We start from the raw sequence: 16,902 nt of genomic DNA, 5'->3' as shown, positions 1-16,902 counted from the left end.
GCCGCGCCACTGCCATTGCGAGGGTGATGCCATGAACGAGGACCGTTACATGACCGCCCCCCTTCCAACCGTCAAGCCGCGCTCGATGCTGCGCCACCTGCTGGCCACCGAGGCGGCCGGCGGCGTACTGCTGATGCTCACCGCCGCGCTGGCCATCGTCATCGCCAACAGCCCCTGGGCCAGTGCCTACCAGCACCTGCTGCACCTGCCCGTCGGCCCGGAACTCACCGAAAAACTCGGGCCGATGACCGTACACAAGTGGATCAACGATGGCCTGATGGCGATCTTCTTCCTGCTGGTGGGCCTGGAAATCAAGCGCGAACTGGTCGACGGCCGCCTGGCCAGCTGGGAGCAGCGCCGCCTGCCGGCACTGCCGGCGCTGATGGGCATGGCCGTGCCTGCGCTGATCTACCTGGCAGTGGCTGGCGGTGAGCCCGGACTGTCCAAAGGCTGGGCGATCCCGGCGGCCACCGATATCGCCTTCGCCGTCGGCGCCCTGGCCCTGCTCGGGCGGCATGCGCCACTGTCACTGAAGGTGATGCTGGTTTCGGTGGCGATCATCGACGACATGGGCGCGGTGGCGATCATCGCGGTGTTCTATACCTCGTCGCTGAACTTGCTGGCCCTGGCCGGTGCCGCCGGCATCATCGCCGTGCTACTGGCCTGCAACCGCCTACGCGTGGTCAGCCTGTGGCCTTACCTGATCGGTGTGACCGCGCTGTGGTACGTCACCCTGCTGTCGGGCGTGCATGCCACCATCGCCGGCGTGGTCGGCGCCCTGCTGATTCCCTACAGCACCGGTGGCAGCGAGGCCCGCGAGGCCAGCCCGCTACTCAAGCTGGAGCATGGCCTGGCGCCGTGGGTCGGCTTCCTCATCGTGCCGGCGTTCGGCTTCGCCAACGCCGGTGTCTCGTTCGGCGACCTGGGCCTTGAAGATATCTTCGCCCCGCTGCCGCTGGCCATCGCCCTGGGCCTGCTGCTGGGCAAGCAGCTTGGCGTGTTCGGCGGTGTACTGCTGGCGGTCAAGACTGGTCTCGCCAGCAAGCCCCATGGTGCCAGCTGGCTGCAGATCTACGGGGTGGCCATGCTGTGCGGTATCGGCTTCACCATGAGCCTGTTCATCGGCGACCTGGCCTTCCCGGGCCAGGTCGAGAAAATCGATGCGGCCAAGATCGGTATTCTGCTGGGTTCGCTACTGTCGGCAATCATTGCCTGCCTGATCCTGCGCTTCGCACCCAAGCCGGTGGATTGATCTAACCGCTCGGGGCTGCCTGGCAGCCCCGAGCACTACGTAGGTATCCATACGCCGGCTTGCCCCGCGATAGTTTGCACAAGCGCCACACAATTACGGCAGCAGACCTCAACCCCGAACTACCGACACCCCACCATCCACCACCATCGCCGTGCCAGTCATGAAACTCGACGCGTCCGAAGCCAGGAACAACGCCGCCTCGGCGATCTCTTCCGGCCTGGCCAGGCGCTTGAGTGCATGCAGCCCCTCGACATGGACCCGGGCCTCGGGGCTGCTCATCGCGCTACGGCCCATGGGCGTGTCGGTGCCACCCGGCAGCAGCGCATTGGCCCGGATGCGCTGAGCGCCCTGCTCCGCCGCAATGACTTGGACCAACCCAACCAAGCCCGCCTTGCTCGCCGCATACGCGGCCATGCCCGGCATGCCCACGGCGTGACCGACGAAGGTCGAAGTGAAGATCAGCGAGCCACCGCCACGGTCCAGCAAGGCCGGGATCTGCGCCTGGGCACACAAGAATGCGCTGGTCAGGTTGGTGTGCAAGGTATGTTGCCAGGCATCCAGCGTCAGCTCGGAAACAGGGGCGAGTTCACCGAGGGTGCCGGCGTTGTTGAAGGCGATATCCAGGCCACCGAAACGCGCCACCGCCATGTCCACCAGCTCCCTGGTCAGCGCCGCATCGGTAATGTCGCCGGCCACGGCGAGGGCCCGGCCATGCCCCATCGCCGCGATTTCCGCCGTCAACTGTTCGAGTTCGACCCGGCGCCGAGCCGTAAGCACCAGATTGGCGCCGTGCCGGGCGAACAAGGTCGCCGCCGCACGGCCGATACCGGAGCTGGCGCCGGTGATGATTGCCACTTTGCCTGCCAGTTGCATGAGTAGTACCTCGTCCTGAAGATGGTTGCAGGGTGCGCGGGGTACTATCGGGTGGGATACGGGGCGATACTCTCCGTTTCTTGCGCAATGTGCGCGACTCGCCGCAACTTACTACGCCTGCATCGAAGGCCGACAACGCGACACTGAATGCAGCGATGCGATTCTGGACCAAGAGCACCTGGGCTGACCGATCGAATCGACACAGGAAGCCTCGAACAGTGGGAAGCTGGTTTCCGATAAACCAGCAACGCTTGCCCGGCCAAATTCCAGGCACAAAAAAAGAGGCCTTTCGGCCTCTTCTTTGTGATCCCAGCGACGCACTGCGGATCGAATTTGGAGCGGGAAACGAGACTCGAACTCGCGACCCCGACCTTGGCAAGGTCGTGCTCTACCAACTGAGCTATTCCCGCGTCGTGATGGGTGCCATTCTAGCGATTTACAGAACGTCGTCAACCCCTTGATTCAAAAAAACTTTTACTTCTGCTCCGAACCTTCGCGCAGGTGCGGCCAGGCGGCCACCAGGTAATGCACCATCGACACCAGGGTCAGCCCCGCCGCCACCAGCAGCAAGCCGTAGCCCAGCACCACCCAGAAGGTCAGCAACGGTGGGTTGGCCAGCAGGATCACCAGCGCCAGCATCTGCGCGGCGGTCTTCCACTTGCCCAGGTTCGACACCGCCACATGGGCGCGGGCGCCAAGTTCGGCCATCCACTCGCGCAACGCCGAAACGACGATCTCACGGCCAATGATCACCGCCGCCGGCAGCGTCAGCCAGAAGTTGGCATGTACCTGCACCAGCAACACCAGGGCCACGGCGACCATAAGTTTGTCGGCCACCGGATCGAGGAAGGCGCCGAACGGGGTGCTCTGCTGCAGCCGACGTGCCAAGTAGCCGTCGAGCCAGTCGGTGGCGGCGGCGATAGCGAACACCGTGCTGGCGGCCATGTAGCTCCAGTGATAGGGCACATAGAACAGCAGGATGAAGATCGGGATGAGCAGGACGCGTAGAACGGTGAGCAGGTTTGGAATATTCATCGGTACGACTGGCTGCGAGTTGAACCCGGCATTCTACTCGCTATGCAGGCTGGCATAAATCGACTCGGCAAGCTTTTTACTGATGCCTGGGGCCTTGGCGATCTCGTCGACACTGGCGCGGTTGAGCTCCTGCAAGCCGCCGAAATGTTTCAGCAGGTCGCGGCGACGCTTGGGCCCGACCCCGGCAACGTCCTCCAGGCTCGAGGTACGCCGGGCCTTGCCGCGCCGAGCGCGATGGCCGGTGATGGCAAAGCGGTGGGCTTCGTCGCGGATCTGCTGGATCAGGTGCAGGGCCGACGAGTCGCCCTTGAGGGTGAACTCGTGGGCCGCGTCGTTCAGGTAGAGGGTCTCGAAACCGGCCTTGCGGGTCACGCCCTTGGCCACACCGAGCAGGGTAAGATCGGTCAGGCCGAGCTCCTGCATCACCTCGCGGGCCATGTTCAACTGGCCTTTGCCGCCGTCCACCAGCAGCACGTCGGGCAGCTTGCCCTCGCCGTCCTTGATCCGCCCGTAACGGCGCATCAGCGCCTGATGCATGGCGGCATAGTCGTCGCCGGCGGTCACGCCTTCGATGTTGAAGCGGCGGTAGTCGGATTTGAGCGGGCCTTCCGGGCCGAACACCACGCAGCTGGCCACGGTGGCCTCGCCGCTGGAGTGACTGATGTCGTAGCACTCCAGGCGCTGCGGCACTTCGTCCAGGCCCAGCACCTGGGCCAGCGCCTCGAAGCGGGCAGCCATGTGCTGGCGGTTGGCCAGACGGGCGTTGAGGGCCTGCTCGGCGTTGGTCACCGCCAGTTGCTGCCAGCGCGCCCGAGTGCCGCGCACTCGGTGACTGATGCTCAGCTCGCGGCCACGCAAGGTCTGTACCGCCTCGGTGATGGCGGCGAAGTCGTCATGCACCACGTTGACGATCAGCTCGCCCGGCAGCTCGCGTTCGGCGTTGCCGAGGTAGTACTGGGAAAGGAACGCGGCCATGACCTCGGCCACCTCCTCCTCGATACCCACCTGGGGGAAGAAGTTCTTGCTACCCAACACCCGCCCGCCACGCACGCTGATCAGATGCACGCAGGCGCCGCCCGGGTTGACGAAAGCCGCCACCACATCGACATCGCCGGAGCCGCCTTCCATGTACTGCTGGTCCTGGACCCGGCGCAACAGAGCGATCTGGTCGCGCAACTCGGCGGCCTTCTCGAAATTCAGGGCCATGGCGGCCTTTTCCATTTCGGCGTTGAGCTCGTTGCCCAACTGCTGGCTGCGGCCCTCGAGGAACATCACCGAGTGACGCACGTCCTCGGCGTATTCCTCGGGCGCCACCAGCCCCACGCACGGCCCCTTGCAGCGTTTTATCTGGTACTGCAGGCACGGGCGGGTACGGTTGGCGTAGTAGCTGTCTTCGCACTGGCGCACCGAGAACGCCTTTTGCAGCAGGCTCAGGCTCTCGCGAATGGCACCGGCGCTGGGATACGGGCCGAAATAACGGCCTTTGGCCTTCTTGGCGCCGCGATGGATACCCAGGCGTGGGAACTCCCCGTCGGACAGGAACACATATGGGTAGGACTTATCGTCGCGCAGGAGGATGTTGTAGGGCGGGCGCCATTCCTTGATCAGCGTCTGCTCGAGCAGCAGCGCCTCGGTTTCGTTGGCGGTGATGGTGGTCTCGACCTGGGCGATACGCCCCACCAGGGCAGCCGTCTTCGGCGCAAGGCCGGTCTTGCGGAAATAGCTGGCCAGGCGCTTCTTGAGGTTCTTGGCCTTGCCCACGTACAGCAAGCGGGCCTCGCCGTCGAACATCCGGTAAACGCCCGGGCGACCGCTGCAGGTCGCCAGGAACGCACTTGCATCAAAAGGTTGTGACATGAAGTGTGCTTAAAGACTTGCGTCGACCATACCGTGGCGGACGGCCAGCAAGGTCAATTCGACGTCGCTGGTGACCGAGAGTTTTTCGAAGATTCGATAACGGTAAGTATTGACGGTCTTGGGCGACAGACACAACTTGTCAGAGATGATCTGCACCTTCTGGCAGCCGACGATCATCAGCGCGATCTGGATTTCCCGCTCGGACAGCGCATCGAACGGCGAACCCTGGGGCTGGAAAGACTTGAGCGCCAGTTGCTGGGCGATCTGCGGGCTGATGTAGCGCTGGCCGGCGAAAGCCAGGCGGATCGCCTGGACCATTTCGTCGAGCCCGGCGCCCTTGGTCAGATAGCCCGCGGCCCCCGCCTGCAACAGACGGGTGGGAAACGGGTCTTCCTCGCACACGGTCACCGCGACCACCTTGGTGTCCGGATGGCTGCGCAGCAGTTTGCGCGTGGCCTCCAGCCCACCGATCCCCGGCATCTTCACGTCCATCAGGACCACATCCGGCTTGAGCTCGCGGGCCAGTTTGAGGGCGGACTCGCCGGAGTCCGCCTCCCCCACCACCTGCAGCCCATCGATGTCGGCCAGCATACGTGTGATGCCGGTACGCACCAGATCGTGATCGTCGACCACCAGGACCCTAATCAAGCAGACACCTCGTCAGTGGGGCGATTGGATCCCGCCACCTTAACAAAATTTTTCACAACGAACCTAGCGCAAAGCGTCATGGAAATATGCCTGCCGGTCAGGCCGGCGCATGCGCAGCCCTTCATGGCCACCTTCTTCACCCGCGAGGCGGTTGAGCAGGTGCCACACCGCGGCCTGATCTGCCGATGGCAGGCGGCGAAAGGCGCCTAGCAGGCGGTTCTCATCCGAGGTCAAGCTGTCCAGGGGCGCTGGGGTATGCACGCCACTGAGCACATACAGCGCATCCACGCCGCGGCTCGCGACCGCCGCGAGGTAATCCATGCGCGGCGTGCGTTCGCCGCTCTCGTATTTGCCCTGGGCGTTGGGCTCGACACCGCCGATATCGCCGAAAATGCGCTGGGTCAGCCCCAGGCGTTCGCGCTCTTCTCTGAGTCGCGGACCAAATCCGTTCATCTACTTGCCTCCTTTGCATGAATGGAAGACGGGCGCATCCCGCACCCGAGTGAATGTCTGCACAATCGTCCGGCACTATGCCAATTGGATCCAATCCTTGCAAGCCATCATTGCGCCACGCGCGGGATCAGGGGACAGACACGGCCATCACCGTTGATTCAGCGCTGCCGTCTTCAGGACTTGTGCCGCCCGTGCGAGGGGCTGGCCCGCGATGGCGGACAGAGGAAAGAGCGTAACTGACTTTAATCAGCCAGCTGAATCTGCGCAGGAAAATGCGCTGCGAAAATCACGTAAATCACCGTTTTGACGCCATTATATCGACACTAATTACACAATCATTTTTTTGACGCCCAACTTACATCAAACTTTATGTATTTGTTTTTTAACGATTTTTTAACTAACAGGACAAGACTTAAGAAAATTCACAACAAACTAACTAACAACCCTTGCCGCACTATCAGAAAACTCCTTAGGATGTAAAAAGACCACCACGAAACAGCCTGTACCGCTACCTATCTAGCGCGGCTTGATCCTGCGCGTCTGGCATTTGCATAACTTCTTGAACTGAGTATCTCGGCCGGCCTTGCGCCGCGCCTGGGGAGAGGGATCTATGAACATCAGTATCTTCGGACTCGGCTATGTGGGGGCGGTCTGCGCCGGCTGCCTGTCGGCACGTGGGCATCAGGTGCTGGGGGTGGACGTCGCCCAGGCGAAGATCGACATGATCAACCAGGGCCGCTCGCCCATCGTCGAGCCGGGCCTGGAGCAACTGCTGCTCGACGGCGTGCGTCAGGGGCGCCTGCGCGGCACCACCGATGTGCAGGCGGCGATCCTCGCCACCGAGCTGTCGCTGCTGTGCGTCGGCACCCCGAGCAAGGCCAATGGCGACCTCGACCTGGTGTACATGGAGGCGGTGTGCCGCGAGATCGGCGCGGCCCTGCGCGACAAGGCCAGCCGCCACACCGTGGTGGTGCGCAGCACGGTACTGCCGGGCACGGTGAAGAACGTGGTCATTCCGCTGCTCGAGCAGGCCTCGGGCAAGCAGGCCGGGCGCGACTTCGGCGTGGCGGTCAACCCGGAGTTCCTGCGCGAGAGCACGGCGATCCAGGACTACGACTTCCCGGCCATGACCGTGATCGGCGAACTCGACAGCCGTTCCGGCGACCTGCTCGCCTCGCTGTACCAAGGCCTGGACGCGCCGGTGATCCGCAAGTCGATCGAGGTCGCCGAGCTGATCAAGTACACCTGCAACGTCTGGCACGCCACCAAGGTCAGCTTCGCCAACGAGATCGGCAACATCGCCAAGGCCTCGGGGGTCGATGGCCGTGAAGTGATGGACGTGGTCTGCCAGGACTACAAGCTCAACCTGTCGCGCTACTACCTGCGCCCAGGCTTCGCCTTTGGCGGCTCGTGCCTGCCCAAGGACGTGCGCGCCCTCACCTACCGCGCCAGCCAGCTTGACGTGGCGCATCCGCTGCTCGGCGCGATCATGGCCAGCAACCGCAACCAGGTGCAGACCGCCTTCGACCTGGTGACCCAGGCCGGCAAGCGCCGCATCGCCCTGCTGGGCCTGGCCTTCAAGGCCAACAGCGACGACCTGCGCGAGAGCCCGTTGGTGACCCTGGCCGAGCAATTGATCGGGAAAGGTTACGAGCTGCGTATCTTCGACGCCAACGTCGAGCATGCACGGCAGTTCGGCGCCAACCGCCAGTACATCGAGCAACAGATCCCCCATGTCAGCGCCCTGCTGCGCAGCGACCTGCAGCAGGTGATCGATGAAGCCGAGGTGATCGTGCTGGGCAACAACGACGAACGCTTCGTGCAGGCGCTCGACGCCGGCAAGCAGGTGATCGACCTGGTCGGCTTCATGGCCGGCGGCAGCAACGCCCAACACCACGGCATCTGCTGGTAAGGCACGCCGATGCCCGCCCCTGCGGCGGGCCCCGACCCAAGGAGCTACAGCGCCATGGAACGACAACGACAGCGGCCTCTCGCGGCCCCGGGGTATCTGCGCGCAGCGGCCACCTTCTGTGCCTGGGCAATGCTCGCCGGGCTCATCGCGCTGGCCGCGCAGATGGTCGCGCCGCAGTACCTGGACCCAGGCCATCACCAGTTCATCTTCATCATCGGCACCCTGGGCATGTGGCGCTACGGCAATGCCATCGTCCATTACCTGCGCGGCATGTACTTCCTGCACTGGCGCTTCCCACGCCTGCGCCGCCAGGTCGAGCGGCTGGGCGACGCGGCATTGCCATCGCACATGTTCATGGTGGTAACGAGCTTTCGTATCCCCACCCATACCACCTTCAAGGTATACCAGTCGGTATTCCAGGAGGTGCAGCGACTCAAGGTGCCATGCACGGTGATCGCCTCGATCGTCGAGAAAGGTGACGAGCAGTTCATCAAGGACATCATGCGCGACGAGGTGCAGGGCCGCGACGACATCCGCCTGGTCATCGTCCGCGCCCGCGGCACCGGCAAGCGCGATGGCCTGGCCCACGCCTTCCGTGCCCTGTCGCGGCAGATGCCGCTGGAGGATGCGGTGGTCGGCGTGGTCGACGGCGACACCATGATGCTGCCCGGTTGCGTCGAGCGGGCGGTCAAGCTGTTCGCCGTGCTGCCCGACGTCGGAGGCCTGACCACCAACGAGTTCTGCGAGGTCGAGGGCAGCCGCTGGATGCGCCAATGGCACTCGATGCGTTTCGTCCAGCGGCACATCAACATGTGCTCGATGGCCCTGTCGCACCGGGTGCTGACCCTGACCGGGCGGCTGTCGTTCTTCCGCGCCGGGGTGATGACCGACCCGGCATTCATCCGCGACGTCGAGGCGGATTTTCTCGAGCACTGGCGCCTTGGCCGCTTCCAGTTCCTCACCGGCGACGACAAGTCCAGCTGGCTGAGCCTGATGCGCGCCGGCTGGGACACCTTCTATGTGCCCGACAGCCACACCCTGACCGTCGAGCACCCACCCAGCGACAGCTTCTGGGTCGCCACCCGCCAGTTGATGTTCCGTTGGTACGGCAACTCGCTGCGGCAGAACTTCCGCGCCACTGCCCTGCTCGGCCGCGCGCGCCTGGGGCTGTTCACCCTGTACGTGCTGCTCGACCAGCGCGTGTCGATGTGGACCTGCCTGATGGGCCTGACCGCTTCGGTGGTGGCCGGCCTGGTGTTCGGCATCCAGTACCTGCTGGTGTACCTGTTCTGGGTGCTGATCTCGCGCAGCCTGGTGACCGTGCTGTTCGTCTTCGCCGGGCACCCGGTCAGCCCGATGTACCCCTTCGTTCTCTATTACAACCAGATCGTCGGCTCGCTGATGAAGGTCTACGCGATGTTCCACATGGACCAGCAACGCTGGACGCGGCAGAAGACCACCCTGGCCACCGGCAGCGTCGACTTCGACGCCAACCTCAACCGCTGGTCCTCGAAGGCGATGCTGTGCTCCTCGATCGCCATCTTCTTCGGGGTCATCACCGTGCTTCTAGAACTCACGCAACGTTAAGGAAAGGCGCCTGCACATGAGTACTTCCAATACCCCCGCGGCCCCGGCCAACATCGTCCACGAAGCCATCGACGAGCGTCAGTACGTGCGCACCCGCATGAACGCCCGGGTACGCCTGGCCGGCGCCGGGCGCGAGCCGCTCGAGGCGGACCTGGCCGACATTTCGCTGGGCGGCATCGGCCTGCTGCACGAAGCGCCGTTGACCATCGGCGCGCTGTACGACGCCTCGATCCAGCTGCGCCTGAACCAGGTCGACCTGGCGATCGAAGGCAAGGTGCGCATCGTCTCCCAGCGCGGCAAGGAAGTCGGCGCGCAGTTCGTCGACCTCGACGCGCAGAAGCGCGACATCCTGCGCTACCTGATCAGCGCCTACCTGTCGGGCGAGGTTGCCGACATCAACGGCCTGTTCAACGTGATGCAGCGGGAAAACTACATCAAGGCGCGCAAGCACCAGCAAGCCCGCGCACGCACGCCGGGCGAGCGCCTCAAGGCCATCGCCGGCACCGCGCTGTACACCGCCGCCGGCCTGGCCGCGCTGGGCTTCGTCGGCTACAAGGGCTACCTGCTGTTCTTCCGCATCCCGGCACTGCAGGCTACGGTGGCGAGCAACGCCCAGGTCATCAGCATGCCGGACAACGGCTACGTGAAGTACCTGCTGCCGAGCGATGCCACCGAGGTGCGCGCCGGCCAACCACTGGCGAACATCTCCACCCAGCTGGCCACCAGCTTCACCAGCCCGGCTGACATGAAGGCCCTGGCCGACCTTGCCCCGGGCGATCTGCAGGCACTACTGGGCCGCGCCAGCGTCGAGACGGTGATCAACAGCCCCTGCGACTGCCAGGTCTGGTACCCGTCGCAACCGCTGGACGGCTATGGCTACAAGGCCGCGCCGATGATGCACCTGCTGCCCAAGGGCGAGGCCATGTTCGTGCGCGCCAACGTGCCGTTCGACAAGCTCGCCGATGTCAGCCGCGTGCGCTCGGTGGACATGCAGGTGTTCGGCCTCGATCAGCACTTCAGCGGCAAGGTGGTGGACGCCCGCTCCGACGAGCTGAACCACAACCTGGCGCTGACCATCCAGCCGGACAGCCCGCTGCCGGCGGCGGCCTACCAGAAAGCCGTGGCGGTCGACCTGTACCTGGGCCTGCCGTTCGGCAGCGGCAACTGAGGGCCGCTCATGAACGCCAAGAACGCCCCGCGCCTGTTGCTGGCCGGCCTCGGCCTGGTCTGCGCCGGCAGCGGCTGGGCCGGGCAGAGCCTGGAGCAGATCCGCTACGCGCTGTACAAGGACCCGGGCGCCGACGTCACGAGCGACCTGCGCGCCCTCGCCGAGCGTGGCGACCTGGCCTCCAAGCAACTGCTTGGCGATGTGCTGGCCAACAGCGACAGTGCCAACCGCCAGGACATCGTCAGCCTGTACCAGGAGGCCTTCGCCGACGGCCACGGCCAGATCCCGGCGCTGGCCTCGCTGGCGCGCCTGCTCGACCGCACCCCGCGCCTGCAGCGCAGTCACGAAGCATGGATGCGCCAGGCCCTGGCCCGCTACCCCAACGACCGTGACCCGCGCAGCACCAGCACCAGCCTGGAGGTGTTCCTGGTCTATCCGCAGCTGTTCCCGGGCGAGCGCGCCGCCGAACTGCTGGCGCTGTACGAACAGAGCTGCCTGCTCAACTGCCGCCCTGAGCTGTATCGCGCCGTGGTCGCCGAGCGCCAGGGCGACCGCGCCGCGGCCGAGCGCTGGTACCAGCAGGCAGCACGCATCGACCCACGCGGCATCGAGCGCTACTACCGCTTCCTCGGCGAGCGCCAGGACCCGGCCTTCCTCGCCTTCGCCCGCAGCCTGGAGCCGGAAATGGCCAGCCTGCCGGTGGAGGTCGTGCAGCGCATCGGCGCGCTGCTGGACAGCATCCATGGCACCACCCGCGCCGAACTGGACGCCGAACGCGAGCAGCGCCAGAGCCGCGCCATGGGCGCCAAGGTCGAGCCGACGACCGAGCAACTGGCCCGCGACAAGGCCGACGACCAGCTGCGCGCCGACGGCATCGCCGAGGCCCAGCGCTGGCTGGACAACGCGGTCGCCCGTGGCTACCTGCCGGCGCTGGTGGCCAAGGCCAACTTCATGATCTCCAACCCCACCGAGCACAACGCCGAACAGGCCCAGGCGCTGATCACCCAGGTAAGGGCCAAGGACCCGACCCGCGCCAAGGCATTGGATGCCCAGTTCTACATGGTCAACAACTGGCTGACCCTGGACCCGTACAAGGCCCATGCACTGATCGACGAGCTGATCGCCGCCCACTACCCGGACGCCCGCCTGCTGCTGGGTGACCTGTACAGCAAGGGCGGCCTCGACCAGCCCGACCAGGAGCGCGCCCTGGCCATCTGGCGGCAACAGGCCGAGCAAGGCTCGACCGCCGCCTGGTACCGCATGGCCACCGTGCATCTGCGCGGCCGGGCCATCTGCCACGACCCGGTCAAGGCCTACACCTACGCCCGCATCGCCCTCGACCTCGGCGAGACCCGCGCCCGTGGCCTGATCAAACGGCTGGACAAGACCTTGCCCAAGGATGACATCGAGCGCGCCCTGGCCGTGCGCAACGATCTGTTGAAGGAGCCCACCCTGTGAAAGCGCACCCACCCCTGCTCGGCGCCCTGCTCGCCCTGGCGCCGCTGACGGTGCTGGCAGCCGAGGAAGTCACCGGCCCCGAGGCCGACAGCAGCGCGCCGATGCGCGTCGCGACCGTTGACGGCAGCGAGCCGGTGATCACCTCGGAGTTCTTCAACAAGCTCACTTTGCAGACCGGCTACGGCCCGCAGGACTCCCAGGTCGGCCGCGACCGCGAGAGTTTCTACAGCCTGCGCTACGAGCCGTCGTTCGCCTGGTACTCGCCGGAAAAACGCTGGGCCAAATGGATGGTCTATGGTCGCCTGTGGCTGAACTACGACTCCAGCCAGTCGAGCAACCTGGCCAACGAATCGACCAACAACAATGCCCGCGAACAACCCGAGGGCTGGTACGCCGAACTGCGCGAGCTGTACGTCAAGCGCAACCTGATCGGCGACGACCCGCGCTTCTCGCTGTCGTTCGGCCGCCAACGTTTCGCCGACGACTACGGCATCTGGTGGGACGACAGCCTGGAGTCGGTGCGCTTCGACTACCAGGACACCTTCTCCGACGCTTTCGTCGCGCTCGGGCAGAAATTCCACAACTACAACACCGACGTCAATTCGCTGGCCGCGAGCGAAGAGCGCACGCTGTACCTGATGGGCCAGTACGCCTATCGCTGGAGCCCGAACAACCAGGTCGGCGTGCGCCTGATGCAGGAGAACGACCGCAGCGACCACGACGTCGACGATCGCTACGACTTCAAGGGCTGGCGCTACGGGCTGTTCTTCAAGGGCGACAACCTGCCCCTGGCCACCGACTACCACCTGGAACTGGCGGCACTGGACGGCAAGATGGACAACACCGCCGGCAACGGCGTCACCAGCACCGGCCACGCCAGCAAAGGCTGGGCGGCGCTGGGCGAGGTCGGCAAGCGCTTCGAGACGCTGCCCTGGACCCCGCGCCTGGCGTTGCGCGGCGGCCTGACCGACAAGCCGGACGACGACAACGACGGCTTCCGGCTCAACCCGATCCAGTCCGACCGCATCACCCGCCAGGGCTCGTACAGCACGCGTCTCACCAGTGCGTTCGTCGCCCTCGACCTGCGCAACCTGAGTTACTACGGCTTCGCCCTAGAGACCCGCCCCACCGCGCGCAGCGCCCTGGACCTGCGGGTGACCCAGCTCAACCTGCGCGACGAGGGCGGCGCGCTGCCGATCCGCATGGCCGCCGATGCCCGCGCCCGACGCCAGAGCGAACTGAACGCCAGGCTGCACGGCAAGGGCGACAACGTCGGCCAGATGATCGACCTCAACTACTACTGGAAGATGTTCCCGGTAGCCCTCGACGGCAAGCGCCTGGACGTCAACACCCTGGTCAGCGCCAGCTACCTCAACGCAGGCAGCGCGCTGGACAGCGGTGACGACTACCAGCTGAGTGTCGGCGTGGTGATCAGCTACTAAGGACCGGCCAGCATGATCTTCGCCTCCAACGTATTCCTGTTCCTCTACCTGCCGCTGTTCCTGGCCATCTACTACCTGGCCCGGCCGCAGTGGCGCTCGCTGGTGATCGTTGCCGCCAGCTACGTGTTCTACGCCTGGTGGCGCCCGGACTTCCTGCTGCTGTTCGTCGCCATCACCGCCTGGAACTACGCGTTCGGCCTGGGCATCAAGGCACGCCTGGACGCCGCGGACAAGCCTTGGGCCCTGCGCCTGCTGTGGTTGGGCGTGGCCGGCAACCTGGCGACGCTGGGCTACTTCAAGTACGCCAACTTCGGCGCCGAGATGCTGGCCCTGCTGCTGGCGCCGCTGGGCATCGACACCTGGACCTTGGAGAACATCTTCCTGCCGCTGGGCATCTCGTTCTATGTGTTCCATGCCCTGAGCTACATCGTCGACATCTACCGCAAGGACGCCACGCCCACACGCAGCTTCATCGACTTCGCCGCCTTCGTCGCGCTGTTCCCGCACCTGGTGGCGGGGCCGATCCTGCGCTACAGCCAGCTGGCCCCGCAGTTGCGCCAGCGCAGCCACTCGCTGGAGCTGTTCTCGCTGGGCGTGTGCCGGTTCATGCTCGGTTTCATCATGAAGGTGTTGATTGCCGACCGCCTGGCGCCAATCAACGTGCTGTTCATCGGCGAAGGCAGCCTGCAGTTCAGCGATGCCTGGTTCGGCCTGGTGGTGTCGACGCTGCAGCTGTACTTCGACTTCGCCGGCTACAGCCACATGGCCTTGGGCCTGGCGCTGATGATGGGGTTCCGCTTCCCGGAAAACTTCAACCAGCCTTATGTGTCGCAAAGCATCACCGAGTTCTGGTCGCGCTGGCACATGACCCTGGCGCATTTCCTGCGCGACTATGTCTACATGCCCCTGGTGCGCAAGCGCGTGGCCGGCGCCCTGCCGGCGCTGGTGTGGACCATGCTGCTGTCGGGCCTGTGGCACGGGGCGAGCTTCGCCTTCATCTGCTGGGGGCTGTTCTTCGGTATCGGCATGGTGCTGGAGCGCAAGTTCGGCCTGGCTACCAAGGTCAGCACGCCGTATCGCCTGGGCCGCAACCTGCGCACCGCGCTGCTGATCATCCTGAGCATGCCGCTGTTCTTCACCATGGACCTGCGCCACAGCCTCGACATCTACCGGGCGCTGCTGGGCCTGAACGGCTTCGGCTCGCTGGAGCTGTACGTGCTCGGCGCCTCGAAGATGGCCATGGCCTTCGCCCTGGTGGCAGTCGCCTGGCTGATCCTGGCCGGGATCAACAACGTGCGCTTCTACGCCGGCAACCAGGACGGCTACTTCATGCGTCATGTCGGGGTGCTGCACAGCCTGCTGCTGTGGGCGGGCTTCCTCCTGGCGCTGAGCAGCCTGGCGGCCAGTTCGTTTTCGCCGTTCCTGTATTTCCAGTTCTAGGAGAGTGCCGTGTACCCGGTGATGAAGACGGCCAGCAAGGCCAACGGTGTGATCTTCGCCCTGGCGTTGGCGGCGATGTTCGTCTACTCGCTGCCGCCAGTGCTGAGCTTCGCCCGCGCCCAGACCGATAGCTGGAACCTGTTCGTCGACGGCAAGCTGTTGCGCAAGTTCGAGCAGGTCTACGACAAGCGCTTCTTCCTGCGCGAACCCTCGGTGCAGCTGTGGGCCGATGCACGCTTCCAGCTGTTCGGCGAGGGCACCCAGGGCGTGGTGCTGGGCAAGGACGGCTGGCTCTACACCAGCCAGGAGTACCGCGTGCCCAACGACCTGGACGCCAACCTGGCGAGCCAGCTGGCGCAGATCGCCAAGGTCGGGCAGCAACTGGCCAAGCACGGCAAGCACCTGGTGCTGCTGCCCTTGCCGATGAAGCTGGATATCTATGCCTCCCACGCCGAGCGTGCCTTCGACCCACGGGTGGCCAGCCTCTATGACCGCTTCGTCGCCGACCTGCAACTGCGCCACCTGGATGTGGTGCCGCTGCGCGACGCTTACCTGCGCAACCTGGCCGGTCCGCGCCTGTTCCTCAAGTCCGACACCCACTGGAGCCCGGACGGCGCGCGGCTGTCGGCCTATGAACTGGCACGCCAGCGCCCGCGCCTGCTCGGTGACCAGGTGTATGTCTCGCACAAGGCCGGCGACAAGACGGTCAAGGGCGACCTGATGAACTACCTGCAGTTCGACCATGCCCGCCTGGCGCCACAGTTCGGCGGCAATCCGATCGAACTGTACGAAACCCTCAAGGCCGCCCAGAGCAGTGACGAACTGTTCGCCGAACAGGCGCAGAGCCTGCTGCTGGTGGGCACCAGCTACAGCAAGATCGACGATTGGAACTTCGTCGGTTTCCTCAAGGAAGCGCTCAACCGCGACCTGTTGTCCGTCGCCGTGGAGGCCCGAGGGCCGTTCGAGGCGATGAACCAGTTCCTCGCCAGCGACCAGTTGCACAACCCGCAGATCGACACGGTGATCTGGGAGTTTCCCCTGCGCACCCTGCTTGCCCATCGCCCTGGCGCGCTTGCCCGCGACGCCCAGCCCGCGCATTTCTGACGTCCCAAGGAGCACCTGATGAAGCTTTCGCCCCTGTTCACCGCCCTGGCCCTGACCGCCGCCAGCCACACTGCCCTGGCCGCCGAAGGCAATGCCGACCTGTACGACGCCGTGGCCCCGGCCGACTCGGCCTTCGTGCGCGTGCTCAACCTGTCCGACAGCAGCATCGATGTGGCCCTCAGCGGCAAGCTCAATGCGCAGAAGGTCGCCCCAGGGCAGCTCAGCGGCTACCGCTTCGTGCCGGCTGGGGTACACAAGATCGGCATCGGCGCCACGGCCATCGAGCCGACCCTGGCGGCCAACGCCGCCAGCACCGTGGTGTACGACGGCAAGCAGCTGCAAGTGATCGCCGACCAGTACGTCAACGAGCCGAAGAAGGCCCAGGTGGCCTTCTACAATCTGACCCCGGCCCAGGCCACGCTGCGCACCGCCGACGGCAAGCACGAGGTGGTCAAGGCCCTGACCAAGGGCCAGACCGGCGCGCGCATGGTCAACGAAATCAAGATCGACTTCGCCGCCTATGTCGGCGGTCAGGAAGTGGCTAGCTTCGACGAGTTGTTTCTCAAGAAAGGCCGCTCCTACAGCTACGTGCTGCTGCCAGGCAATCGCAGCCTGAGCCAGGCCAACAGCATCGACCCGACCGAGTGACACACCGCCGCAAGGATGACTGGCC

At 65.1% G+C, this 16,902-nt stretch carries 14 protein-coding genes and 1 tRNA gene; 9 read left to right on the top strand and 6 right to left on the bottom strand.

The genetic code is table 11. The annotated features are described in order from the left end of the window. Positions 1–49: 49 nt before the first annotated feature. The gene (nhaA, locus tag KSS90_RS09940; protein ID WP_217869215.1) at positions 50–1,252 is read left to right on the top strand and encodes a Na+/H+ antiporter NhaA; all 1,203 of its coding nucleotides are present in this window, start codon (positions 50–52) and stop codon (positions 1,250–1,252) included. Between the two features lie 108 nt (positions 1,253–1,360). On the opposite strand, the gene KSS90_RS09935 is transcribed toward nhaA, so the two are convergent. The 6 genes from KSS90_RS09935 to KSS90_RS09910 all read right to left on the bottom strand — a co-directional run bounded on the left by KSS90_RS09935 (position 1,361) and on the right by KSS90_RS09910 (position 6,118). Next, positions 1,361–2,125 carry an SDR family oxidoreductase gene (locus KSS90_RS09935; protein ID WP_217869214.1) on the bottom strand — a complete coding sequence of 255 codons (765 nt, stop codon included), beginning with the start codon at positions 2,123–2,125 and terminating at the stop codon, positions 1,361–1,363. 334 nt (positions 2,126–2,459) lie between these two features. Next, positions 2,460–2,535: transfer RNA gene (locus KSS90_RS09930), tRNA-Gly, on the bottom strand. Positions 2,536–2,599: 64 nt separating this feature from the next. Next, positions 2,600–3,160, bottom strand: a complete 561-nt coding sequence (gene pgsA, locus KSS90_RS09925) for a CDP-diacylglycerol--glycerol-3-phosphate 3-phosphatidyltransferase (RefSeq protein ID WP_038706385.1) — start codon at positions 3,158–3,160, stop codon at positions 2,600–2,602. Positions 3,161–3,193: 33 nt separating this feature from the next. After that, positions 3,194–5,017, bottom strand: coding sequence for an excinuclease ABC subunit UvrC (uvrC, locus tag KSS90_RS09920; protein ID WP_217869213.1), 1,824 nt, complete (start codon positions 5,015–5,017; stop codon positions 3,194–3,196). A 9-nt stretch (positions 5,018–5,026) separates the two neighbouring features. Further along, the gene (gene gacA, locus KSS90_RS09915; RefSeq protein ID WP_023631421.1) at positions 5,027–5,665 is read right to left on the bottom strand and encodes a response regulator transcription factor GacA; all 639 of its coding nucleotides are present in this window, start codon (positions 5,663–5,665) and stop codon (positions 5,027–5,029) included. Positions 5,666–5,728: 63 nt separating this feature from the next. Continuing rightward, on the bottom strand, positions 5,729–6,118 hold the full coding sequence (locus tag KSS90_RS09910) for a helix-turn-helix domain-containing protein (RefSeq protein WP_046855102.1): 390 nt from the start codon (positions 6,116–6,118) through the stop codon (positions 5,729–5,731). 610 nt (positions 6,119–6,728) lie between these two features. On the opposite strand from KSS90_RS09910, the gene KSS90_RS09905 reads away from it, so the two are divergent. From KSS90_RS09905 to KSS90_RS09870, 8 genes are read left to right on the top strand one after another with little or no spacing between them, the layout of a single operon-like run. Further along, entirely contained in the window at positions 6,729–8,030 is a 1,302-nt protein-coding gene (locus KSS90_RS09905; RefSeq protein WP_217869212.1) for a nucleotide sugar dehydrogenase, read from the top strand. 54 nt (positions 8,031–8,084) lie between these two features. Further along, entirely contained in the window at positions 8,085–9,617 is a 1,533-nt protein-coding gene (locus KSS90_RS09900) for a glycosyltransferase (RefSeq protein ID WP_217869211.1), read from the top strand. Between the two features lie 16 nt (positions 9,618–9,633). After that, complete coding sequence (locus KSS90_RS09895; RefSeq protein WP_217869210.1) at positions 9,634–10,785, top strand: PilZ domain-containing protein; 1,152 nt, start codon at positions 9,634–9,636, stop codon at positions 10,783–10,785. Positions 10,786–10,794: 9 nt separating this feature from the next. Beyond that, on the top strand, positions 10,795–12,243 hold the full coding sequence (locus KSS90_RS09890) for an SEL1-like repeat protein (protein ID WP_217869209.1): 1,449 nt from the start codon (positions 10,795–10,797) through the stop codon (positions 12,241–12,243). Next, complete coding sequence (locus KSS90_RS09885; protein ID WP_217869208.1) at positions 12,240–13,685, top strand: alginate export family protein; 1,446 nt, start codon at positions 12,240–12,242, stop codon at positions 13,683–13,685. Before KSS90_RS09890 ends, KSS90_RS09885 begins: the two co-directional genes overlap by 4 nt. Before the next feature lie 12 nt (positions 13,686–13,697). Beyond that, complete coding sequence (locus tag KSS90_RS09880) at positions 13,698–15,125, top strand: MBOAT family O-acyltransferase (RefSeq protein ID WP_217869207.1); 1,428 nt, start codon at positions 13,698–13,700, stop codon at positions 15,123–15,125. Positions 15,126–15,134: 9 nt separating this feature from the next. Further along, on the top strand, positions 15,135–16,229 hold the full coding sequence (locus KSS90_RS09875; RefSeq protein WP_217869206.1) for an alginate O-acetyltransferase: 1,095 nt from the start codon (positions 15,135–15,137) through the stop codon (positions 16,227–16,229). 18 nt (positions 16,230–16,247) lie between these two features. Beyond that, positions 16,248–16,877: an alginate O-acetyltransferase AlgF gene (locus tag KSS90_RS09870; RefSeq protein WP_217869205.1), complete on the top strand. Its 630-nt coding sequence runs from the start codon at positions 16,248–16,250 to the stop codon at positions 16,875–16,877. Positions 16,878–16,902 lie beyond the last annotated feature (25 nt).

The organism is Pseudomonas maumuensis (assembly GCF_019139675.1).
Taxonomy (GTDB): domain Bacteria; phylum Pseudomonadota; class Gammaproteobacteria; order Pseudomonadales; family Pseudomonadaceae; genus Aquipseudomonas; species Aquipseudomonas maumuensis.
This window is presented reverse-complemented; position numbering and strand designations above follow the sequence as displayed.

What these genes read in the sequence shown, in the direction of transcription:
- nhaA (WP_217869215.1), top strand. Translation starts at nt 50, where the DNA reads ATGACCGCCCCCCTTCCAACCGTCAAGCCGCGCTCGATGCTGCGCCAC.
- KSS90_RS09935 (WP_217869214.1), bottom strand. Translation starts at nt 2,125, where the DNA reads ATGCAACTGGCAGGCAAAGTGGCAATCATCACCGGCGCCAGCTCCGGT.
- pgsA (WP_038706385.1), bottom strand. Translation starts at nt 3,160, where the DNA reads ATGAATATTCCAAACCTGCTCACCGTTCTACGCGTCCTGCTCATCCCG.
- uvrC (WP_217869213.1), bottom strand. Translation starts at nt 5,017, where the DNA reads ATGTCACAACCTTTTGATGCAAGTGCGTTCCTGGCGACCTGCAGCGGT.
- KSS90_RS09910 (WP_046855102.1), bottom strand. Translation starts at nt 6,118, where the DNA reads ATGAACGGATTTGGTCCGCGACTCAGAGAAGAGCGCGAACGCCTGGGG.
- KSS90_RS09905 (WP_217869212.1), top strand. Translation starts at nt 6,729, where the DNA reads ATGAACATCAGTATCTTCGGACTCGGCTATGTGGGGGCGGTCTGCGCC.
- KSS90_RS09900 (WP_217869211.1), top strand. Translation starts at nt 8,085, where the DNA reads ATGGAACGACAACGACAGCGGCCTCTCGCGGCCCCGGGGTATCTGCGC.
- KSS90_RS09895 (WP_217869210.1), top strand. Translation starts at nt 9,634, where the DNA reads ATGAGTACTTCCAATACCCCCGCGGCCCCGGCCAACATCGTCCACGAA.
- KSS90_RS09890 (WP_217869209.1), top strand. Translation starts at nt 10,795, where the DNA reads ATGAACGCCAAGAACGCCCCGCGCCTGTTGCTGGCCGGCCTCGGCCTG.
- KSS90_RS09880 (WP_217869207.1), top strand. Translation starts at nt 13,698, where the DNA reads ATGATCTTCGCCTCCAACGTATTCCTGTTCCTCTACCTGCCGCTGTTC.
- KSS90_RS09870 (WP_217869205.1), top strand. Translation starts at nt 16,248, where the DNA reads ATGAAGCTTTCGCCCCTGTTCACCGCCCTGGCCCTGACCGCCGCCAGC.